Consider the following 21,665-nt stretch of genomic DNA (forward strand, 5'->3'; position numbering starts at 1 on the left):
ACTTTGGATGCCAAACCTTAATTTCGGGGGAATACCTAAAGATACAAAAAAGCCAACTAATTCGCAATACTTTGTGTATGAATTAGTTGGCTAATTTTATACTATTTACTGAATGTTCCAAAACGAGCCTATAATATTGTTGGCAATACCGGTACGGTTCTCCTTCCTCTTGAAAGGGGAAGGGGGATTTTTTGTAGCAACCCGTTCAATACAATATTCAAATCTATTGGCATGCACTCATTGATACGATCATACACTCCTTTATTCCTTTCGAGAAAGGGGCTGACTTCTTGTGGATTTCTCTCGAACTTGATCCGTGCAAATTTTAGACAGCCCCTTTAGAAGTATGGATTTAAAACGGAAAAATAAGAGGCAGGGTAAAGATCATGATAACTCCGATAATAATCTGAAGAGGCAATCCGACTTTCACATAATCCATAAATGTATATTGTCCTGCCGGCATTACTAATGCGTTCGGAGGTGTGGAGAACGGAGATGCAAAACACATGCTTGCTGCAACGGTTACAGCAAATAGGAAAGGATAGGGGCTTACTCCGATTCCTATAGCCGATTGCATTGCGATGGGAGCGAGTAATACTGCTGTAGCTGTATTGCTGATAAACATCGTCATCAGTGATGTCGTAAAATAAACTCCTGCTAACAATATGACCGGGCCGTATTGACCTAATCCTGTAACCAACGAGTGCGAAATGACTTTTGATGCGCCTGTTTTTTCCAATGCTAAAGACATGGGAAGCATGGCAGCAATAAGTACGATACTTTCCCAATTAATAGTTTTATAGGCTGATTCTACATTTCGAAAACATCCGGTAAGAACCATTAATAGTCCGGCTATCATAACAGCTGTAACAGGTGCGATCGGAATAAAATCGAACATCATTGCTGCTATCATGAGAACCATGATCGCTGCAGCGACAGGAGCTTTATAATCCAAAGTCACTTTGGCAGCTTCGGTAAGCGGTTGACCTAATACGACCCATTCCGATTGATCTTCACTTAACCGGGCTATATCGTTCCATGTCCCTTGTACGAGTAATACGTCTCCCGAGTGGATTTTTTCATCTTTTATATCATGTAAAATATATTCCTTTTTACGACGTATTCCGAGAACGTTCAGATTATATTTATCTCTGAACCCGGCATCTTTAACACTTTGATTGATGAGGCGAGAATTTGGCATCAACAAAATTTCGGCAATACCGATATCATAAAAATCGAGAGAGTTCTCTTTATTCTTCCCAGATTCTTCAGTAGTATGCGAATCGATGATATAAAGATCTAATTCTTGCGCAATTTGGTGTATCCGGTCGAAATCTCCCATTACATAAATTACATCTTCGCTTTGTAATGTCGTGTCAGTTGCAAGTTTTTGATTGACCGACTTTAAAAAACGTGATTGAGACTGAGAGATGCGTCGTACTTCCAAAACGTTCAATCCGTATTTTTTTCGAATATCCAGTTCGACTACATTTTTCCCGATAACAGGAGATTTGGGATTGACTTTTATCCTGAATAAATTATCTGCAAGCTGGTATTCTTTAACCAGTTCATTCAGAGATTTATTTCTATTTGTTTTATTATTGTTATTTTGTCCCTTTTTGGAAAGAAATATTTTGCTTAACGGGATAAGTACGATAATACCAGTCAGGACACAAATGATACCGACTGGGGTGAAAGAGAAAAAAGAAAGAGGAGCATATCCGTTTTCTGTCAGTGTATTTTGAATAACTAGATTAGGGGGAGTTCCGATTAAAGTCATCATTCCCCCCATACTGCTTGCGAATGCTAACGGCATGAGCAGACGGCTGGCATTCATGTTTGCGCTTAAAGCTAAACTGACAACGATGGGCAACATCAGAGCAACTGTTCCTGTATTGCTGACAAATGCTCCGATTGCAGCAGTTACCAGCATTACGAGGATGAACAGTTTCAGTTCGCTTTTGCCTGCCATCCTTAATATTTTCGCACTGATCATTTTAGCTAATCCGGTCTGAAAAATAGCGCCTCCGACAACAAATAGTCCGACCATCATAATGACAATGGAATTGGAAAATCCTGATAATGCTTCTTCCGGAGTCAATATTTGAAAAACTAAGAGAAGTACGAGTGCACAGAGCGCTACCACATCCGAACGAATTTTGCCGTTCATGAAAAAAATTGCGGATAATACTAAGATAGTAAGGGTTATGTACATAAAAATCGAATAATTAAGTTATAATAATATATTTGTAAGATATATACAGACTTAGAGCTTATTTTGTTGCAAATATATTTTCGTTTGTTTTATAAATCAAATGTGAAAAAGCTTTTTTATGTTCTGTTAGGATCTTATTGGGGTTCGGTGGGTATAAAAAAAGCGGCGAGATATATCACCGCTTTTAAGATTAGAAGTATAGGAACTATTTTTTCCACAGTTTACTCATGTCTTCTAATGATTTGCCTTTAGTTTCAGGAACAAAACGCCATACGAAAATCGCTGCAATTACACAGATGATACCATATAAACTGTAAGCGAACATAGGACTGAATTCGTATAGAGGCGGGAATGTAGAAGATACGATATAGTTAAATACCCATTGGAATGCTACTGCAATAGCGACAGCTTTTCCTCGAATCGTGTTAGGGAATATTTCTGAAATTAATACCCAGCAAATAGGTCCCCAAGACATCATGAAGAAAGCAGCATATACAATAATAGAAAGAACGGGAATGATACCTTTAAGACCGATATTGTCACATATAGCTACGGCAAATGCACCGATGGCCATACCTATAGATCCGATAATCAATAACGGTTTGCGGCCGAATCTGTCAACTGTAAAAATTGCAACGAGAGTGAAAAGGATATTAACGATACCCATAATCACGGTTTGCATCATGCCACCGCCTTCAGCTCCTGCATTTTCAAACATACGGGGTGCGTAATATAAAACCGCATTAATCCCTATAGCTTGTTGGAATACCGATAATAATATACCGATAATGATTACCGGAACGCCATAAGTAAACAACTTTTCGGTTTTTTCGTGTACCGTACTTTTTATATCGTTTAGTATCTCTTTTGCCTTTTTCTGTCCGTTGATTTTCTCCAGAATAGAGAAAGCTTTCTCTTCTTGTTCTATCAGCACCAAATATCGAGGAGTTTTGGGTACAAAAAATAGTAAAATTCCGAAAAGTATTGCCGGAAACGATTCTGATCCGAACATATAACGCCAGCCCTCTTTTACTGTCCACATATCAGATTCCGGGCTTACCGATAGAACGCCTTGTGCGTCTTTCAGTATAATGGGATTTTGATGGTCGCCTAAAATCAAGTAGTTTACAAAATATACGACCAACATACCGAAAATAATAGCGAATTGATTACAAGAAACAAGAGTACCGCGTATTTCGGATGGAGCTATTTCTGCGATATACATAGGAGATATTGCAGAAGCAAGACCTACACCTACACCTCCTAAAATACGATAAAAGTTAAATGCTATCAAGACATTTAGATTCGCTTCTCCATATTTAAAGAATAAAAATTCGGGATAATAAGAACCTAATGCTGAGAGTAAAAGCAGTACGGATGCCAAACGTAAAGAATTACGGCGACCTAAACGCAATGCTGATATGCCGGAAATTGCTCCTCCGATAACACAACCCAATAATGCGCTGGAAGAAGTAATACCATGTAATATTTTGTCATATTGAAAATCGGTGGCAGTAAGAAAAAAAGCTTCTAACCCTTTTTCTGCACCCGAAACAACAGCTGTGTCGTATCCGAATAGCAGACCGCCCAAGATTGCTACAGCTGTGATGGAGTATAAATAAAATTTACTCCCTTCTGTGGTTGTATTGTTCATAGTGTCTTAAAATAAGATAATAATGAAGTTAAAGTTGATATTATGCAAAAGTGATAAGGGAACAATCCCTTATCACTTACTTCAATAATGTGAGAATTAGCAATACATATTTACGATTGCTTCGTATAATTCTTGTTTGCCGCTGGTTTGTTTAGGTTCACCGTTAGCTTTAGCGTAAGCTACGATGTCTTCCAGAGACAATTTCCCTTCTTCAAACTCTTTACCTTTACCTGAATCGAAAGAAGCATAACGGTCGGCCAACATTTTTTTGTAAGGAGATTCTTCCAACAACTTGGCTGCACTTAATAATGCTCTGGCCATAACATCCATACCTGCAATGTGTGCAATAAAAATATCTTCAAGATCGGTAGAATTACGACGAGTTTTAGCATCGAAATTAGTACCGCCATTGCCGAAACCGCCGTTACGGATAATTTGCATCATTGCTTGAGTTAATTCGAAATTATCGATAGGAAATTGGTCTGTATCCCATCCGTTTTGATAGTCTCCACGGTTAGCATCGATAGAACCTAACATACCGTTGTCCACTGCTACGCATAATTCATGTTCGAATGTGTGCCCTGCCAATGTTGCATGATTGACTTCGATGTTTACTTTAAAATCTTTATCCAAACCATGAGCTTTTAAGAATCCGATAACGGTTTCCGTATCTACATCGTATTGATGTTTGGTCGGTTCCATAGGCTTAGGTTCAATCAAGAACGTACCCTTGAAACCTTTTGCACGAGCATAATCCCGAGCCATTTTCAACATTTGGGCTAAATGTTCTTTTTCACGTTTTTGATCGGTATTCAAAAGAGACATATAGCCTTCACGTCCACCCCAGAATACATAATTAGTTCCGCCTAATTCGATAGTAGCATCAATTGCATTTTTGATTTGAACGGCAGCTCGCGCTACTACATCGAAATCAGGATTAGTTGCTGCACCATTCATATAACGTGCGTGTCCGAATACGTTAGCAGTACCCCAAAGCAGTTTAATTCCGGTTTCTGCTTGTTTCTTTTTAGCATAAGCTACGATTTCTTTTAAATTTGCTTCATATTCTTCGATAGTTTCAGCTTCTGTGACCAGATCGACATCGTGGAAACAGTAGTATTCGATTCCCATTTTTTGCATGAATTCAAATCCTGCATCCATTTTGTGTTTTGCAGCTTCTACCGGATTTTCAGAATCGTTCCACGGGAATTTTTTTGTTCCTCCTCCGAATTGATCTCCACCTTCTGCACATAGTGTATGCCACCAAGCCATAGAAAATTTCAACCAATCTTTCATTTTTTTACCCATTACGACTTTTTCAGCATCATAATACCGGAAAGCCATCGGATTTTTACTTTCTACACCTTCAAATTTAATTTTTCCGATACCAGGAAAATACTCTTTTGTTGCCATAGTTTTTTGTTTTATAAAAGGTTATTATTTTTATTTCATAGACTCTTCAAGTCTTTTCTTCCATAAATTATATGCGCCTTGATAAGCGGAGATATTTTTTATTTCTGGTTCGATCACCTCTATTTTCTTTAATGATGCAAAGGCCTCTTCGGCATTTTTATAAATTCCTGCACCTATTCCTGCGCCTTTGGCTGCTCCTACCGAACCGTCTGTGTCATACAATTCTATTGTTGCTTGAGTGATTCCGGAAAGTGTATTTCTAAATAACGGACTCAAAAACATGTTGGCATGTCCGGCTTTGATTGTATGAATATCGATTCCGATACTTTCCATGATTTCCATTCCGTATTTGAATGAAAACACTATACCTTCCTGTGCTGCACGCATCAGGTGACGTTTATCATGTATGTTATAATTTATGCCATGTACGGATGCTGATATTTCTCGATTTTGTAAAATGCGTTCTGCCCCGTTGCCAAAAGGTATGATACTTACACCATCAGCTCCTATTTTTACTTGAGAAGCAAGATTATTCATATCTGTATAAGATGTGTCGGCAGATGCTATATTCCGTTTTATCCATGAGTTTAGGATACCGGTTCCGTTTATACAAAGTAATACTCCGAGTCGAGTATTTGCTTTATCATGGTTTACATGAGCAAAAGTGTTGACTCTTGACAAAGGATCATAATTGACATGACCGTTAATTCCATAGACGACACCGGATGTCCCTGCGGTAGATGCGATTTCTCCGGGATTTAGAACATTTAAAGATAGTGCATTATTGGGCTGATCTCCGGCACGGTAGGTAACGGGAGTACCGATTTTCAATCCTAATGTTGCTGCAGCTTCGGCATTCATCTCACCTTGTAGCCCGAATGTCGGGACGATTGAGGCAATCAAACTTTGATCAAATCCGTAGTATTCCATTAGCTCTTTTGAGATGGTCTCATTTTTGAAATCCCAGAAAATACCTTCGGACAATCCCGATATGGTTGTGCAACTATTGCCTGTTAACTTCATGGCGATGTAGTCTCCCGGCAGCATTATTTTGTCTATTTTTTCAAAAACTTCCGGTTCGTTTGCTTTGATCCAAGCTAATTTTGAAGCCGTAAAATTTCCCGGAGAATTTAATAGATGAGAAAGGCAGTACTCTTTCCCGAGAGTTTCAAATGCTTTTTCTCCATAAGGTACTGCACGACTGTCGCACCAAATGATTGCCGGACGCAATACTTTTTGATTCTTGTCTACGACGACAAGACCGTGCATTTGATATGAAATGCCGATTGCTTTTATATCGGAAGCATCGATATTAGATTGTTTGAGTACCGACTCTGTAGCTAACTTCAGGTTCTCCCACCACTGTTCGGGATTTTGTTCTGCCCAACCTGATTTTACCGCGATAATTTCCATTTCCTGTTTCGGAAAAAAATCCGAAGCTACGCATAATCCGCTTTGAGCATCCACTAATGATGCTTTTACAGAAGAGCTTCCTATGTCATATCCTAATAAATACATTGGCTTTATGATGATTTAAAGTTGATAATTTTAATATTGTCCGTATAGTTTGTTATATGTTTTTTTATCGAATCGATAATATCTGGCAGCCCTGTGTGCGACATTTGTTTGCTTTTCTTCTAATGCTATGACATAGGGCATTGCAGTTATTTTTTTATGAAAATTCCTTACATCCATTTCCTTATCGTAGATCACTTCATATAGGCGACGTAATTCTAAAGCTGTGAATTTGGCCGGTAATAATTCGAATAAAATAGCCGGATATAGTTTAGATGTACGTCTTATTTCTCGTATAGCTTCTTCAATAATATTTTTATGGTCGAAAGCAAGGCGCGGTAATTCTTGAACGGGACACCAAGTGACTTTATGATTTTGAAAATTCATGTTCATTTTGTTCGTGATGCGAATGACCGACATATAGCCGATTGTCACGATACGTCCCATTTTTACTTGAGTCGTTTCTTCCAGCCAAGATAAATCATCCGGATTACTGGTTCGATCGGGAGCACCGAAAGTTTTAAATTGTTTTAGATACGGATCGTTCATTCCGGTAATTTCTAAAAGAACTTTATGTGCAGCTTCATCCAAATCTTCATCATCAAATATCGGACGTCCCGGTAATTTCATACCGCTTCCTTTTTTGTTATTGGGAGTTTCACTTTGTTCCGTAAGTAAGACTTTTAACGATTCTCCGTTAAATCCGATAAGGACACAATCTACAGAAACGTGTGGGTTATAAGCGTGTGTTTTCATAGCGAATAACTTACCTTTTTTCGAAATTCGTATGTCAAATATAGAAGATATATTTTTTAAATAAAAGCCTAATCGCCTTTTATTTAGCAGTTTTATTTTGTATGTCGGATATTCTATTTGTATTGTGTACAATAAGATCCTTTCTTTGTGTCGTCTTTACAGTATCTAAGAAACATTTTTCTTATCTGATTTAGTACAATAACTATAAATGTTAAATAACTATAATCTTATTATCTAAAAAGGATAGACACCTAATTTTACAAAAACAGCCGGCACTTCTATCGGGTGTCGGCCGTTTTATCCAAAACATAACATGTTTATTTTTTTCGGATGTCAACGATAGGTACAGTTTTTTCAAATCCATCCTTTGTTGGGTACTTATATACTCCTATTTGTTTTACACATTTTCCGGAAGGAATTTTAATAATTTGGTCGTCATAATAAGATTTTCCGTTTTCGTGTAAAAATAAAACGACTAAACCTGTGTGTAATGATGTTGAATATTTTTCTTCTATCTCATTTGCTAAAGCGTCACCCGAATCCAATACTTGGAAAACTTCAAAAGAGTTTTCGCTGATACATTCTCCTTCATTTTCAAATAGATTCATATCATTATGGGAAAAATTACTGGCAAAGACTAAGGAGATAAAAATCATTAAGACTGCCCCGGTAACTATTCCGGCGGTAAATATTAATATGTTCTTCATAATTTAACTTTTATAAATCTTCTCCGGTTGCACTATTGCATAAATTTTCATAGAATATTATGATGCGATATTTTCCATATTTTTCGTCTATCATAAACCAAACTGTTTTTTTTTGATAGTTTTTCTGTCATATATTCAAGAGAAAGCTCAAGAATATCCGATTGCATTTCTTCTGTCGGATTTGCTAATTGTTCTTCTGAATATTTAGATAATAGGAGAGTTCTTATCTCTTTTTTAGTAGTTATAGAATCTATAGTTGTCGGTTTTTGATAAAAAACGGCTTGATAACGCTTGTTATTGACATTCATTTCATAATTGATGTCTTCTTCGTCAGGTATAGAATAATCTTGGAATGATACATATTTTTTAGTATATATTTATTCATAATTCTATTATTTGTTCAAATCGGTTTTCTTCGTATTATTGATTATCTTTGTATGTTTAATATAAAATAAATAAAGATGAAAAAAGTAATAGCGACAAAGGCAGCCCCTGCTGCAATAGGTCCGTATAGTCAGGCGATAGAAGTTGGAAATATGCTTTTTGCTTCCGGACAAATACCTATTAATCCGGCTACTTCGGAAATTGTAGAAGGAGGGATTAAAGAACAAACGACACAAGTTTTTTCTAATATTAAAGCCGTATTGGAAGAAGCTGGTTATGCGTTTGATAATATTGTAAAGACAACGGTTTTTCTTGCCGATATGTCTCTTTTTGCTGATATGAATGCTGTATATGCAACCCAATTCTCTGGCGCTTTTCCGGCTCGTTCTGCAGTGGCTGTTAAAGAATTGCCTAAAAGAGCATTAGTAGAGATAGAGGTAATTGCGATAAAATAATTTATTTTATGGACATAAAAATGTCTCACATCTTTGTTGTGAGACATTTTTGTTTTAAAAAACTTAGCAAGTCTGCTACAATAAATGTACTACCTCCGACAAAAATCAAGTCACTCGGATCACTGTCGTTAATAGCTTTCTTATAGGCTTCTTTTACTGTGGGGAAGTGTGTGCCTATTAAACCATGAGCCAAACCTTTCTGCATCATTTCTTGAGAGGGAAGTGCTCGAGGTATCGATGCTTGTGTAAAATAATAGATGGCGTCTTGAGGCAATATGGATAGAACTCCATTTATATCTTTATCATTTACCATTCCGATTACAATACGGAGAGTCCTGTATTTTTCTGAATTTAGCTGACGCACGATATATTGTATTCCTCCGATGTTATGTCCGGTATCGCAGATTACTTTAGGAATATCATTTATACGTTGCCACCGGCCTTGCAATCCTGTAAGTTTAGTGACATTCCTGAATCCTTGATATACGGCTTTATCGGGAATTTCATAATTCATTTGCTGTAATAGTTCTATTGCCGCAAGAACTGTTGCTGCATTTTTTTCTTGACAAAAACCACCAAGTTCGCCTGTAAGATTTGGATATTTGTTACTCTCGAAAATCCATTTTCCAGAATCTTCCAGTCTTGAATGAATAATAGGTTTAATATCTTCAGCAAAATAAATAGGAGAGTTTTCACATCGAGCTTTATCTATAAATACTTGTTTTATTTCTCCTTCGGCTTCTCCTATTAGGACCGGAATATTAGGTTTGATGATTCCGGCTTTTTCTTTGGCGATTTCAGGTAAAGTATTTCCTAAAAATTGTACATGGTCGAAACTTATATTTGTAATAATACTGAGGTCTGGGGTGATAATATTTGTACTGTCTAATCGGCCTCCTAGCCCTACCTCAATGACTGCGACATCGACTTTACATGCAGCGAAATAATCGAAAGCCATCATCATCGTTAACTCGAAAAAGGAGGGATGTATATTACGCGTCGGTTCAATATATCTTTGAGTAAAATCCATAACAGCTTCTTTGCTGATTACTTCCCCGTTTACTCTAATCCGTTCCCGGAAATCGACGAGGTGAGGTGAGGTGTAAAGCCCTACTTTATATCCGCTTTGTTGCAAAATTGCAGCTAATAAGTGAGATGTAGATCCTTTTCCGTTTGTTCCGGCGATATGTATAGTGTGGTATTTGCGGTGAGGATGATCAAAAAATACATCTAAAGCCTCACTATTTCCTAATCCCGGCTTATAGGCACTTGAACCTACTTGTTGAAAAACCGGTAATTGATTATATAAATAATGTAACGTTTCTTCGTATGTCATATTTAAAAAACTTCTTGTAGATCAATATACAAGGAATCCGGTGACTCCTGCTAATACAATAATCCATATAGGATGAAGCTTGGTATAATGTACCAGACAAAAAGCTCCGATACAAATTAAAATGCTGAGAGTATAGTCGGGAAAATTTTCTTTATTCATGAGAATTAAAGCTGCCGAAGCTATCAATCCGACGACGATTGGCCGTAATCCTGCAAAAATGCTTTTTATATAAACATTATTTTGATGTTTTAATAAGAATTTGCCGATTAGTAGCACTAATATGAACGATGGTAAACAAACGGCAACTGTCGCTAATATAGAGCCTAAGATACTGCCTCCGGTTGCTACATATCCGATATAGGTGGCACTGTTGATACCTATAGGACCGGGAGTCATTTGAGAGATGGCTACTATATCGGTGAATTCTTTAGAAGTGAGCCATGGAGACGATTCACCATAATGAATTACTTCGACAGCTTCGTGTTGTATTAAAGAAAGCATGGCATATCCGCCACCGAATCCGAAAAGTCCGATTTTCAGATAAGCCCATAACAAATTAAGATATACCATCTCTTTTATCTCCTTTATCCTTAAAATGACATTTTATATATCTGTAATAGAAAATACCTCCTATACCTCCGGCGAGAACAAAATAGATCGGAGATAATCCTGTACCCCATATTAGTAATGCTACTGAGGCAGGAATCCAGATGTTGTATTTATTAATCTTTGCCGATTTACCAGTGGTGAGAACCGGAGCTATGATCAATGCTACTACCGCAGGTCGTATTCCTTTAAAAATACGTTCTATTACCGGATTATTATAAGATTTAGCAAAAAATATAGCAATAAGCAAAATGAGAATAAAAGATGGGAGTACGGTTCCTAATGTTGCGGCGATGCTTCCTCGAACCCCTTTCAGTTTATTCCCGGTTAAAATAGAAATATTGACAGCCAAAATTCCCGGTAAAGATTGAGATATGGCTAATGCGTCCAGAAATTCGTTCTTATTCAGCCACTTATGCTTATCGACTACCTCTTTTTCGATTATGGAGATCATTGCCCATCCACCACCAAAGGTAAATGCCCCTATTTTAAAGAATGTATAGAATAATTTCCAGTACATATTTGCCGGTAAATTTGTTGGCAAAGGTAGAACAAAAACAGAAGTAAGGCAAGTAATAAAGGAAATAAGAGCTTGCCTGAATTTTATATAGGTCAAATTTGATTGTTTCTTTCGAGGATATTTTGTCGTTTTTACTGGAGTATGATAGCTGGTTATCTGATGAGCGAAAACGTGAAAATAGATCGGAAGAGAACGCAAAAATGATTTGATAGTATTTTTTATTGGAAAATTTAAACAGGCTCTAAGCTTTTCTTTATTATTTATATTTTTCCAGAATTTCCTTTAATGCCTGTGTTTGCATAACTCCGGATTGTCTCCATATGGGTTTCCCTTCTTTGAAAATAATAAGAGTAGGTACGGACTGTATACCGTAATGTATAGCCAGAGCCCTGTTTTTGTCGATGTCTATTTTCAAAATCGTAAATTGATCACCTACCGATTTTTTCAGTTCTTCCAAAATGGGTTTCATCATTTTACAAGGTCCGCACCATTCAGCAAAAAAATCGACTAATACGGGATTTTCAGAGTTGATAATTTCGTTAAAACTGCTCATAATATCTTTGTTTTTTTATTTACAACAAATATACTACAAAAAAGATGTTTTTCTCTGTTTTTCTATTCTCACTTTAAATGTTGCTTTGTAATTTGTTATCTTGAATATTGTGTCCAAATATGAAAAAATATGTTCAAAATTTTGTGTATTTATAGAAATAAACTACCTTTGCATCGCTTTTGAAGGACAAAGGCATTGGAGAGGTGGCAGAGTGGTCGATCGCGGCGGTCTTGAAAACCGTTGTACTGCAAGGTACCGGGGGTTCGAATCCCTCTCTCTCCGCTGAATTAATCGGACAACAAGCAGATAATTCCCACAAATTATTGAATTTGTGGGAGTTTTTTTATCCCCTTGTGTCTGCCTTAAAGTACATCTTTTTACCTTTAAAAGACAAAGTTCATAATATCCACAAACTGTGATAAGTTTTCTGAAAATATTCGACATGCATTGACTCCACTTCTCGCATTTTTAGAGCAGGGTGTTGCCATGTATAGAGGTATTTATTGAATTTGCGCGTTGATTTCGTTTCTGAATTTTATAGGATTAGCAATAAAGTTAAATTTATTTGTCACCCCACCCGTAGTTACGATAATAGAACCAAAACCTAAAATACGTCCCATAATACTTTGATTAATACGTAGTCCCTCACATTTACTTAAAATCAATTCGAGAGCGTCCCGGCTTAAAATACCTGATTTTAGAATTACCTTTTTATTTGTGACAACATATTCAGCTCCCACCTTTAAAAGAATTCTTTTTGTCAAATGAAACAGTCCTAACAATAACAAAAGTAAGCCGATATAATAAATGATACCTGTCTGTGCACATGAAAAGAAAACTCCCAGTAATAATAGTATTATCGGATATACGAATATATACCAGTGAATATTTGCTTTATATTTTATTTCTTCACCAGCTTGTAGGTTGTTTTGAATATAGCTCATAGTCTTTGTAAATTAATTACATGGTTTTATTATCAGAGGACAAATGTACGTATTAATTTGAGCGATATAAAATAAATTTTATATTTTTTTTAGACTAAAACTTAAATTCTGAAGTAAAATCATTTTCTCAGTTTTTCTTATTGTAAATCTTCCTTTTAGGCAGTCTCTTACACCGTCGGAATATGGATATTTTTAATCACAGACTTTTTTATTATCTGGTTCATTATTATAGTTATTTTATTAATACCCTTCTTTGTTTATACCAACGTCTTATTGCTCGTTTGAAGAGATATTTTACTACAATTCTGTGAAATATCCAGATAATATAGAAATATATTTTCCCTAATAAATTATTGTATTTGACTATTGTTGTCAAACTTACGCTTTGTCGTTTGTTATAATTTTTTGAACAATATATAGATATATAGAAGGTTAGGTGTTTGTCTTCTGTTCCCAAAATAATTTCTTCATTATTTTCTTCAATTATTAGATCTATAAAAGTTTTGTTTGTTTTAAGTCCTAACGGTTTAACTATTAAATCTCTTACTTTTAGCAGCCATAATCCCCATTTGGGATATTCGATAAACATTAGTTTAAATAAGTCGTTGACTTGTATTGAGGACTCGCTGCTGATTGTTTTTTGAAAGCTATCGGTATAATCTGCAGGGAGATATTTTGTTATCAGTTGCATCATATATAAATTTTAGTTTTTTGTTAGGTTTACGGAAATTGTATAATATTGAAGGTAAATATAATAGCAAATTTTTTGTGATTATATTTTATGCGAGTTTTTTATTATATTTCTCTTTTAGGAAAGGGAGTAGAAAATAAAGTCAGACTTTAAAAAGGAATTAATGCTGTAAAATAATTGAAATTTCTTTTTAATCTTTTTTTAACTCCATATTAATATATCTCATCTCATTTTTTTAACATGCGTGTCATACCTTGCAATCTGAAAATCGGTATCCGGAAAAACGGATATGGAAAAAGTTTTTATTTATGAAAATACACACATGTATATTATGCGTATTATTTGTTTGTAGTCACTTGTTTTCTCAAGAGGTTGTCAATCGCGGAGCTGATGAAAAAAGTTTGTCTCGTTCGGAGTATTTCTCATGGATTAACAATACGAATGAAGGCCCTTCGGAAAAACAGACTCTTATAAATATGGATTTCTTTGAATGGCTTCGGAACGAATACGGGATGGAGCTGGACATTTATGCTTTCGATGCAGGTTTGATCGATGGAAAAAATTTTTACGGAGATATGGAGTCGATACGTTTCAAACAGAAATTTCCTGACGGATTAGATACCGTATATAGAAAAGCTCAGAAAAATGGTATGCGCTTGGGAATGTGGGGAGGGCCGGACGGTTTTGGGAATACATTGAAGAGTGCTCAGCGGAGAAAAGATATGTTGGTATCTCTATGCCGTGATTATCATTGGGCTTTGTTTAAATTTGATGCAGTTTGCGGACCTTTGAGAGAAGATAAGGAAAGTATGTTTATAGAAATGATGAAGCAGTGCAGAGAATATTCTCCTGATTTGATTTTGCTGAATCATCGTTTGGGACTCAAAAAAGCCGAAGAGTATGCAACTACATTTTTGTGGGAGGGAAGAGAAAGTTATATCGATGTTAATTCGAGCAATACCGTAGCGGCTACTCACAATCGAGTAGGAGCTATGAGTCGGGGACATGCTCCGGATTTGAGGAGACTTACCGAAGATCATGGTGTGTGTTTGTCTTCTTGTTTGGACTATTGGGAAGATGAGTTAGTGTTACAAGCTTTCAACAGAGCGCTGATTCTGTCTCCTCAGATTTATGGAAATCCGTGGTTGTTATCCGATGAAGAATATCCTAAGTTGGCAAGAATCTTTAACCTGCATAAGAGATTCGCTGAATGTTTGGTTAGTGGAATGAAATTACCGGAAAGTTATGGAGAATATGCCGTATCGCGAGGTAATGATTCAGTGAGAGTAGTTACTTTAAGAAATTTGAGTTGGTTGCCTCGAACGATTACTGTCAGATTAGATGAAGAGATCGGATTGAAAAAAGGAAAGAGGGTAGTATGTAGGATGTACCATCCTGTGGAGCGAATATCGGGTATATATTCGTATGGTCAGTCTGTCGAAGTGATGGTTTTACCGTTCCGTTCTTTACTTTTATCTGTTTCATCGGATAAGTGTATAGAAGAAATCGGAGTAGAGGGTGTTGATTTTGAGATTATAAAAGATGTTCCGGGGAAGCCTGTAGAGATGAGATTATTGGGATTCCCGGGAACAGAGGCGAATATCCGTTTAACGGGTGTTTCCGATATAGAGAAAGTCGAGATTTCGGGAAAGGATGTGACAAAATCTGTGACTCGGAAAAATGGTGTTAAGATTTCGTTTCCCGGTGAGAAATATACCGAATTTTATCATAGAAAACTTGTAGAACTATTTCCCAGTTCTATTCCTCGGGATGCTGCTGCTTTATATGAAGCAACGGTTTTTGCGGCAGATAATAATGCTTTGGAAGTGCGATCTTTGTATCGGTCTGGTAATACGAAAATTGCGCAAGTAAAGGCTGCACGTGAAGCCTTTTTTACTCAACCTGCATTTATCAATCGTGGTGTTTGGGATAAAAATTTGTTCGATGGACGTATGAATACGCTTTTCGGGGTATCTAAAATTAAAGGAGGCCGTCGGATAAAGGGCGGTTGCTTTCGATTAGATCTTGGACATTCATTGTTTGTGGATAGTATCCGTATAAAAGTGAATAATGAATATATGTTGCAACCATTGATGATGGCAGAGGGTAATTTTGCCAGAATCTCTTCCGATTTGAAAACATGGGAATCTATTTTATTTTTGGCAGATACGACGATGAATCTGAAGATCGGAAAAGAAATGCGTTATCTGAAATTGAATCCGTTTCCTGAAGCTATTGCCGAAGTCGAAGTATATGCAGGTGGGAAAAAACTGAATTCGGAAAATTTCAGGGCCAGTAATCTGTTTGCTGATGCCGTGAAATGTGCAGGGGCATGGAATGGTAATTTTAGTTTGCGACAAGTGCCTAAGGGCAGCTATCTTTGTGTTGCGATCAATGGCAGACATGGGATCGAAGGAGCGTATGCAACTTTAAAAGTTGATAGCCGATATATAGGTGCTGCATCAAGGGCCGTGTCTTATCCTGCCAATCCGTGGGAAAATGCAACAGTCTTGTCTGATTCTAATTATACTTATTTTTTCCCTTTAGATAAAAGTATGGAAGGAAAGCAGATAGAGGTTTTTGTGTTGGGTTATGAATCTGATAAATTGAATTTGAAACCGGAAGTTTGGATAACGGCCTATCCTATACCTTATGAAGAAAAGCTAATGAAAGTCTATCGTCGATAATAATGAAAAAAAATAAGTTTCATGAAAAATTTCAGTTTTGTATTGTTTGTACTTTTTTTATTGTGCCCTGTCTGTGTGACCTTAGGAAAAACTCTTCCGGATCAGTTTAATAATAAAGATGTTCGGGGATGGATTATTTTATCAGATGATATGAATGCTGCTGTCCGAACGATAAAAGCGGCGAAAGAGTATGACATAAATCAGCTTCAGTTATCTCATGAGATTATCCATGATTTGAGGGAAATAAAGACTGAAAAAGTGTGCGCGCAAGTCAATGAGCTTGTAAATATGGCTCATTCGGAGGGGATAAACGAGGTTTTGCTATGGGATCATAGTTTGTATGATATAGATTATTATCCTGAACGTTTCAGAACCGGTCCTGGGGGAACGATAGACTTGGATAATCTTGAATTTTGGGAATGGTTGAAAGACGATTATCGTCAGATGCTCGATCGGGTTTCAGAGGCAGACGGGCTTGTCCTGACTTTTATTGAAACCGGAGCTTATGCGGAGAGGCAGTTCTCTAAGAAAATGAAATCTTCGGAAGAGAAGTTGGCAGCAGTGGTGAATGCTATTTCAGATGTACTTATCGGTGAAAGAAAAAAGAAATTGTATATCCGTACGTTTGCTTACTCTGAAGAGGAATATAAAGGCACGACGGGTTGTATCGAGTATCTGAAATATGATGAGGTGATTTTGATGATGAAAGAGACCCCTCATGATTTTTTTCTGACTCATCCGGATAATTATTATATACAGAAGATGGATCGTCCTGTCATTGTAGAATTTGATTTAGGCAATGAATACAGCGGACAGGGAGTGGTGGCGAATACTTGGCCTGAACATGTAATGAAAAGATGGAATAGCTATATACATTGTCCTAATGTAACCGGATATGTAGCTCGTACCGATCGATATGGGAATACGAGTATTGTAAACACTGCTAATGCTATCCAATTGTACGCCTTGAAACGAATGACGGAAGATCCGAAAATTTCTGTAGATCGGGTATATAACGAATTTATAGAGTCGGAATATGGCAACACAGCTTTATTGCCGATAAAAAAAGCTTTTCAGAAAGCATTCGATATAGTGACGTCTGTTTTCTATACATTAGGCACAAATCTTACAGATCACTCTTCGTTGAACTATGAAAATAATAAATGGGGCTATAGTCGGCATGTGTCGGGTCGATGGATAGATCCTCCGGTCGTTCGGGTAGAACATGATGTAAATAGAACCTTCCATTATTGGAAAGATATTGTAAATCACATAGCTCCGGTACAATTCAAGTCATGGTTTTCTCCGTCATTTGTTGAAGTAAAAGAAGTTTTTGATAGACGATGGATGGATGTCGGTGAGAAGATGGACAGTTTATATTACCGATATATAGTAACGGAAAAGCGATATGGAGTCAGGCTTGCTGCCGAAGCATTGTCAGAAATAGAAAAAACGAAACCTGTATTAGATTCTGTTGCATATAACGAATTGCAACAGCTTTTTTATCGTACCTATCTTACCGCTTCTTTGCATGAAGCTGTGTGTACGGCGTATTATGGAATAAGAATATATACGGAAGATAAAAAGTCATATCCTAAAATGTTGAAAGAGGATATTCTTTCAGCATTGGAAAGAATAACGTTGACAGTTAATGAAATGGAGCAGATGAGAGGATCATATCCAATCGGTCAATATAATTGGCTGAACGATGCCCAGACGGCATTATGGTATAGAGATAAGATAAAGAGAATGCTATATGAATGACTATTTTTAATTCTATAATTCATAATTAATAAGAAATCATTGTGTTATAATATCCGAAAGTGTTTTAAATATATGTATTTTTTTATTATCTTTCGTTAGCGTTTATTGAAGAATAAATACGATGAATTTATGGGAGAAGAGAAATTATTTTTCGTTTATGTAAAAGCACTTTTGCTATCCGTTATGTTTTTTATGTCATTACAGATAATGGCCGTATCGTTATGTGTTTCGAAAGATACTGTTGCAGAGATGAATAAGAAACAACCGGTTTATTTTGTGAATGATACTTATGTCGATTCTGAAGATTTTGAGGATATGCAGATTCTTGAAGACATTGTTTCTATCGATGTGATTAAGGATGCAGATAAAAATCCTCAGTTGAAAAAGCTGTTTGATAAATACGGGAAGAATGCAGGGCTAATCTTTGTTCGACTGAGACCTGGGATAGATATTAAAGGCGTCATCGGACCGGATGGGAAAAGATTGGAAAGTGAGCGATTACCTGAATTTCCCGGAGGTAAGACGGCTATGTTTAATTTTATTGAGAAGAACAAGAAATTTCCGTTTGCTTTATTAGATAAAGGAATAGAGAGCGGGTTTACACAAGTAACGTTTGTTGTAAAGTCTGATGGTACGTTATCGGATATAAAAGTGACAAAAAGTACAGCACCAGAATTAGCTAAAGAAGCTATACGAGTGGTAAGTAAAATGCCGAAGTGGATTCCGGGAAAGAAAGGAGGAATACCGTCTGATTATACTCGTACGGTCAATATCGATTTTAGGGGGATAATAATTCGGTAATTTAAGAATTTGTTCCCGGATGATTTCGAAAAACAGGGGAATGGAGTTATAAAAAAGCAGGGATTTTCCCTGCTTTTTCTCAATTTATATTGGAATTAAGTTTGTGCCATTCGTTGATAGGAGGAATTATACCCATCGCGATAACTTCATCCCGTAGTTTACACAAGTGTTCGTAACTGCTTTCAAGTTCTTTTTCTTCAGTGGCATTGCCTTTTACTTCTTTATAAGATATGCCGTCTTTTGTAATAGCAGTCTCCATTGCCATCATGATATGGTTAAATTTGCCAGAATGTACATATACTCCGGCCGGCCAGCGGAATGGAGCACCACCCATGGCAGCAGCAATCATCTCAATGGATAAATAAGCCGGACTCTGGAACGAAGAACGTCCTCTTAAATCGATAATATGTTTACCGCCTTGTATAACCTTTTGTTTTATTTCTTTCCATTCAGCTTCTGGCAATTGTTCACTTCCTATTAAAGAAGAAAGAGCACTGCCTTTTATTGTAGTTGTTGAAGCGAATACAGCCATTTGTTCTCCGTGACCGCCATAAGTCCGACAATTTTTTATTTCGGAAGCCGGAATCTTAAAATATTTTACCAATTCATTTTGTAAACGGGTACTGTCAAGAGCTGCTAAAGTCGAAACTTGAGAAGGTTTTAATCCTGAATAAAGTAAAGTTATCAGACCTGTAATGTCTGCAGGGTTAAATACGACAACGACATGTTTTACATTCGGACAATAGTTGCGCAGATCTTTTCCGAATTGGGCTGCTATTTCTGCATTACCTTTTAGTAGATCTTCACGGGTCATTCCGGCTTTACGGGCAGCGCCTCCGGAAGAAACGACATAGTCAGCTCCCGTAAGAGCATCTTTTATATTGCTGGTAAAAGTGATATTTGCTCCTTCAAAACCGCATTGAAGCATTTCTTCGGCAACACCTTCGAGAGCCGGCGCATAAGGATCATAAAGACAAATGTTTGGGGTTAGTTTCATCATTAATGCCGTTTGAGCCATGTTTGAGCCGATCATTCCGGCAGCTCCTACGATTGTCAGTTTTTTGTCTGTTAGGTAATTCATAACCTTGAATATTTTATGTTAGAAATAAATACGTAATTATATTAACAAAGATATGTAATAATTGGTTTCTGAAAAATGTCCGTTTATTCAAATTTTAATATTATAACCGATAGTTATGAGAAATACCTTGAAAGGTCCGATATATAAAAGAGAATAATATAATTAGAAATTTATTTGATGATCTTATTGTATAACTCTTCGTTTTTATCTATGCAAGCTACTGCTTGAATTTTTGCCTGTTTGTTTTGTACAGTAATGGGATTTTTAGATACATAGTTTCTCATCCGGCAGCCAAACATAGATATTGTTAACCGTTTATCCCCTTTTACAAGTAAATAATCATAAGATTGTCCGATTGCGGTGAGAGCTCCGTTTATTCCCGAAAAAGCTTCTACATTCGATATTGCCGTGTGCCCTTGTCCTTCAATGACAATGGGATGTATCTCTTCTATCGATTTTCCGGCATTAGCGATAATCGAGCCTTGAGCGATTTGCCAGTTTCGGTTTTTTGTGCCCGATCCGTTCTTGTAGATACCTATTGTGACGCAGTCGAGATTGAAATTTGTTAACTGTCCGTATGATTCAGCTCCTAAATATATCCCACCGTATGTCCCGAATGTGAATACATCCATCAACTGTGCATTATCTGTATGGTCTATATAAAAAGCATAGGTTTGATTTGCAATTACGGTATCGATAATTTCCCGTTTGAATGAACGGCCGAATTCCCTCATATTTGCCGGATTTACATGACAGTGTAAAATTCGGGGGATGTCATAACAATAATCGATTCGGATAAATTGTCCGCTTAATGGATAACCGTAGCAATGTTCGATAAGCACCAGTTCGCTTGTATTTTTTCGGGTTGCAGTAAAGTCCATGGCAGTATATTCTCCGTAAAATGTGAGACAAGACAGAGTAACACCGTGAGCTCTTTGATCGGAACACATTTGGATAGTTGGTTTATATTTTATGATTTCATCGGCTTTTGTGTGAGTTTGTTCCGGATACCAGAATTGGATACCTCGTATTTGAGTTGCCGATTGTACGGAAATGAAAGGGTTGTCTTTATCGGTAATGCTGAATACCGAACCTACGGGATGATTTTTTGAGGGATGCTTAGTTCCTCTTCCCGTAGGGCCGTGCACTCCGATCAGAGAAACATTCTTTTTCAAAATTATTCCTCCGTTTACGGGATAGGGGATCTCCGATGGATCGACAAATAAGGCCGTTCCCGATTGAGCCGCCCAATCTATTGCTTTTTGGAGATTTTGTTTGTTTACTTCCGGTGTATTGGTTGGCAATACGTTGAAATCCCGGATACTTTTGTAATTGTTCGCTTGTGCCGTTATAGCGCAAAGAACACAGAAAAAAAATAATTTAAGTGTTTTCATTATGTGTGTGTTTAGAATAGTGATAATGCAAAAATAGGAATCATTTGACATAAAACAAACATAATGTATTTGTTTTTAATGTATTTGAGAATGTGAAAATATTATTAGGTCTTATTTTCAATAGTATTGGATAAAATAAAAAAGGGGCTGTCCAAAAAGTCGGATAGCCCCTTTTGCTATTGTTTATTT

The 21,665-nt window shown here is 36.7% G+C and carries 19 protein-coding genes and 1 tRNA gene; 5 read left to right on the top strand and 15 right to left on the bottom strand.

The features are described from left to right. Nucleotides 1-352: 352 nt before the first annotated feature. From AC0UMU_RS12025 to AC0UMU_RS12055, 7 genes are all read right to left on the bottom strand, one after another. Entirely contained in the window at nt 353-2,215 is a 1,863-nt protein-coding gene (locus AC0UMU_RS12025) for an SLC13 family permease (RefSeq protein WP_022389539.1), read from the bottom strand. Nucleotides 2,216-2,420: 205 nt separating this feature from the next. Next, the gene (xylE, locus tag AC0UMU_RS12030) at nt 2,421-3,869 is read right to left on the bottom strand and encodes a D-xylose transporter XylE (RefSeq protein WP_022389540.1); all 1,449 of its coding nucleotides are present in this window, start codon (nt 3,867-3,869) and stop codon (nt 2,421-2,423) included. 96 nt (nt 3,870-3,965) lie between these two features. Further along, nucleotides 3,966-5,282, bottom strand: a complete 1,317-nt coding sequence (xylA, locus tag AC0UMU_RS12035; protein WP_022389541.1) for a xylose isomerase — start codon at nt 5,280-5,282, stop codon at nt 3,966-3,968. Between the two features lie 30 nt (nt 5,283-5,312). After that, entirely contained in the window at nt 5,313-6,800 is a 1,488-nt protein-coding gene (locus tag AC0UMU_RS12040) for a xylulokinase (protein WP_009319332.1), read from the bottom strand. 30 nt (nt 6,801-6,830) lie between these two features. Then, nucleotides 6,831-7,553, bottom strand: coding sequence for an NUDIX hydrolase (locus AC0UMU_RS12045; protein ID WP_009319333.1), 723 nt, complete (start codon nt 7,551-7,553; stop codon nt 6,831-6,833). 317 nt (nt 7,554-7,870) lie between these two features. Continuing rightward, nucleotides 7,871-8,260: a hypothetical protein gene (locus AC0UMU_RS12050; protein ID WP_022389543.1), complete on the bottom strand. Its 390-nt coding sequence runs from the start codon at nt 8,258-8,260 to the stop codon at nt 7,871-7,873. Nucleotides 8,261-8,307: 47 nt separating this feature from the next. After that, nucleotides 8,308-8,568 carry a hypothetical protein gene (locus tag AC0UMU_RS12055; protein ID WP_122338406.1) on the bottom strand — a complete coding sequence of 87 codons (261 nt, stop codon included), beginning with the start codon at nt 8,566-8,568 and terminating at the stop codon, nt 8,308-8,310. 153 nt (nt 8,569-8,721) lie between these two features. Here AC0UMU_RS12055 and AC0UMU_RS12060 point away from each other — a divergent pair, with 153 nt between their 5' ends. Then, the gene (locus tag AC0UMU_RS12060; RefSeq protein ID WP_009319336.1) at nt 8,722-9,099 is read left to right on the top strand and encodes a RidA family protein; all 378 of its coding nucleotides are present in this window, start codon (nt 8,722-8,724) and stop codon (nt 9,097-9,099) included. A 25-nt stretch (nt 9,100-9,124) separates the two neighbouring features. Here the strand turns inward: AC0UMU_RS12060 and AC0UMU_RS12065 are convergent, their stop codons facing one another. The 4 genes from AC0UMU_RS12065 to trxA all read right to left on the bottom strand — a co-directional run bounded on the left by AC0UMU_RS12065 (nt 9,125) and on the right by trxA (nt 12,114). After that, nucleotides 9,125-10,435, bottom strand: coding sequence for a bifunctional folylpolyglutamate synthase/dihydrofolate synthase (locus AC0UMU_RS12065; RefSeq protein ID WP_022389544.1), 1,311 nt, complete (start codon nt 10,433-10,435; stop codon nt 9,125-9,127). Nucleotides 10,436-10,456: 21 nt separating this feature from the next. Continuing rightward, entirely contained in the window at nt 10,457-11,005 is a 549-nt protein-coding gene (locus AC0UMU_RS12070) for a chromate transporter (RefSeq protein WP_009319338.1), read from the bottom strand. After that, the gene (locus AC0UMU_RS12075; protein ID WP_022389545.1) at nt 10,992-11,561 is read right to left on the bottom strand and encodes a chromate transporter; all 570 of its coding nucleotides are present in this window, start codon (nt 11,559-11,561) and stop codon (nt 10,992-10,994) included. The genes AC0UMU_RS12070 and AC0UMU_RS12075 overlap by 14 nt, the downstream gene beginning before the upstream one ends. A gap of 256 nt (nt 11,562-11,817) precedes the next feature. After that, on the bottom strand, nt 11,818-12,114 hold the full coding sequence (gene trxA, locus AC0UMU_RS12080) for a thioredoxin (RefSeq protein WP_009319340.1): 297 nt from the start codon (nt 12,112-12,114) through the stop codon (nt 11,818-11,820). A gap of 197 nt (nt 12,115-12,311) precedes the next feature. Between trxA and AC0UMU_RS12085 the strand changes: the two genes are divergently transcribed. Beyond that, nucleotides 12,312-12,396, top strand: a tRNA-Ser gene (locus AC0UMU_RS12085). 218 nt (nt 12,397-12,614) lie between these two features. Here AC0UMU_RS12085 and AC0UMU_RS12090 read toward each other — a convergent pair. Next, nucleotides 12,615-13,058 (bottom strand): PH domain-containing protein, encoded by a 444-nt coding sequence (locus AC0UMU_RS12090; RefSeq protein ID WP_009319343.1) that lies wholly within the window; start codon nt 13,056-13,058, stop codon nt 12,615-12,617. A 232-nt stretch (nt 13,059-13,290) separates the two neighbouring features. Further along, nucleotides 13,291-13,752: a DUF2867 domain-containing protein gene (locus AC0UMU_RS12095; protein WP_229088758.1), complete on the bottom strand. Its 462-nt coding sequence runs from the start codon at nt 13,750-13,752 to the stop codon at nt 13,291-13,293. A 305-nt stretch (nt 13,753-14,057) separates the two neighbouring features. Between AC0UMU_RS12095 and AC0UMU_RS12100 the strand changes: the two genes are divergently transcribed. The 3 genes from AC0UMU_RS12100 to AC0UMU_RS12110 all read left to right on the top strand — a co-directional run bounded on the left by AC0UMU_RS12100 (nt 14,058) and on the right by AC0UMU_RS12110 (nt 19,001). After that, on the top strand, nt 14,058-16,436 hold the full coding sequence (locus AC0UMU_RS12100) for a hypothetical protein (protein ID WP_288641934.1): 2,379 nt from the start codon (nt 14,058-14,060) through the stop codon (nt 16,434-16,436). Between the two features lie 21 nt (nt 16,437-16,457). Further along, on the top strand, nt 16,458-18,200 hold the full coding sequence (locus tag AC0UMU_RS12105; protein WP_278715483.1) for a hypothetical protein: 1,743 nt from the start codon (nt 16,458-16,460) through the stop codon (nt 18,198-18,200). Between the two features lie 129 nt (nt 18,201-18,329). Next, nucleotides 18,330-19,001 (top strand): energy transducer TonB, encoded by a 672-nt coding sequence (locus AC0UMU_RS12110; RefSeq protein ID WP_278715485.1) that lies wholly within the window; start codon nt 18,330-18,332, stop codon nt 18,999-19,001. Between the two features lie 79 nt (nt 19,002-19,080). On the opposite strand, the gene AC0UMU_RS12115 is transcribed toward AC0UMU_RS12110, so the two are convergent. Both AC0UMU_RS12115 and AC0UMU_RS12120 read right to left on the bottom strand, forming a co-directional pair. Then, on the bottom strand, nt 19,081-20,082 hold the full coding sequence (locus tag AC0UMU_RS12115) for a malate dehydrogenase (RefSeq protein WP_278715935.1): 1,002 nt from the start codon (nt 20,080-20,082) through the stop codon (nt 19,081-19,083). A 170-nt stretch (nt 20,083-20,252) separates the two neighbouring features. Continuing rightward, complete coding sequence (locus AC0UMU_RS12120) at nt 20,253-21,476, bottom strand: hypothetical protein (protein ID WP_278715938.1); 1,224 nt, start codon at nt 21,474-21,476, stop codon at nt 20,253-20,255. Nucleotides 21,477-21,665: the final 189 nt, after the last annotated feature.

The sequence above is a fragment of the Coprobacter fastidiosus genome (assembly GCF_982245605.1).

Bases quoted from the DNA above. Each gene is read 5' to 3' on its own strand.
- AC0UMU_RS12065 (WP_022389544.1), bottom strand. From the start codon at position 10,435: ATGACATACGAAGAAACGTTACATTATTTATATAATCAATTACCGGTT.
- AC0UMU_RS12050 (WP_022389543.1), bottom strand. From the start codon at position 8,260: ATGAAGAACATATTAATATTTACCGCCGGAATAGTTACCGGGGCAGTC.
- AC0UMU_RS12105 (WP_278715483.1), top strand. From the start codon at position 16,458: ATGAAAAATTTCAGTTTTGTATTGTTTGTACTTTTTTTATTGTGCCCT.
- AC0UMU_RS12095 (WP_229088758.1), bottom strand. From the start codon at position 13,752: ATGATGCAACTGATAACAAAATATCTCCCTGCAGATTATACCGATAGC.
- AC0UMU_RS12040 (WP_009319332.1), bottom strand. From the start codon at position 6,800: ATGTATTTATTAGGATATGACATAGGAAGCTCTTCTGTAAAAGCATCA.
- AC0UMU_RS12055 (WP_122338406.1), bottom strand. From the start codon at position 8,568: ATGAATGTCAATAACAAGCGTTATCAAGCCGTTTTTTATCAAAAACCG.
- AC0UMU_RS12110 (WP_278715485.1), top strand. From the start codon at position 18,330: ATGGGAGAAGAGAAATTATTTTTCGTTTATGTAAAAGCACTTTTGCTA.
- AC0UMU_RS12025 (WP_022389539.1), bottom strand. From the start codon at position 2,215: ATGTACATAACCCTTACTATCTTAGTATTATCCGCAATTTTTTTCATG.
- AC0UMU_RS12120 (WP_278715938.1), bottom strand. From the start codon at position 21,476: ATGAAAACACTTAAATTATTTTTTTTCTGTGTTCTTTGCGCTATAACG.
- xylA (WP_022389541.1), bottom strand. From the start codon at position 5,282: ATGGCAACAAAAGAGTATTTTCCTGGTATCGGAAAAATTAAATTTGAA.
- AC0UMU_RS12115 (WP_278715935.1), bottom strand. From the start codon at position 20,082: ATGAATTACCTAACAGACAAAAAACTGACAATCGTAGGAGCTGCCGGA.
- trxA (WP_009319340.1), bottom strand. From the start codon at position 12,114: ATGAGCAGTTTTAACGAAATTATCAACTCTGAAAATCCCGTATTAGTC.
- AC0UMU_RS12045 (WP_009319333.1), bottom strand. From the start codon at position 7,553: ATGAAAACACACGCTTATAACCCACACGTTTCTGTAGATTGTGTCCTT.
- AC0UMU_RS12075 (WP_022389545.1), bottom strand. From the start codon at position 11,561: ATGTACTGGAAATTATTCTATACATTCTTTAAAATAGGGGCATTTACC.
- AC0UMU_RS12060 (WP_009319336.1), top strand. From the start codon at position 8,722: ATGAAAAAAGTAATAGCGACAAAGGCAGCCCCTGCTGCAATAGGTCCG.
- AC0UMU_RS12070 (WP_009319338.1), bottom strand. From the start codon at position 11,005: ATGGTATATCTTAATTTGTTATGGGCTTATCTGAAAATCGGACTTTTC.
- AC0UMU_RS12100 (WP_288641934.1), top strand. From the start codon at position 14,058: ATGAAAATACACACATGTATATTATGCGTATTATTTGTTTGTAGTCAC.
- AC0UMU_RS12090 (WP_009319343.1), bottom strand. From the start codon at position 13,058: ATGAGCTATATTCAAAACAACCTACAAGCTGGTGAAGAAATAAAATAT.
- xylE (WP_022389540.1), bottom strand. From the start codon at position 3,869: ATGAACAATACAACCACAGAAGGGAGTAAATTTTATTTATACTCCATC.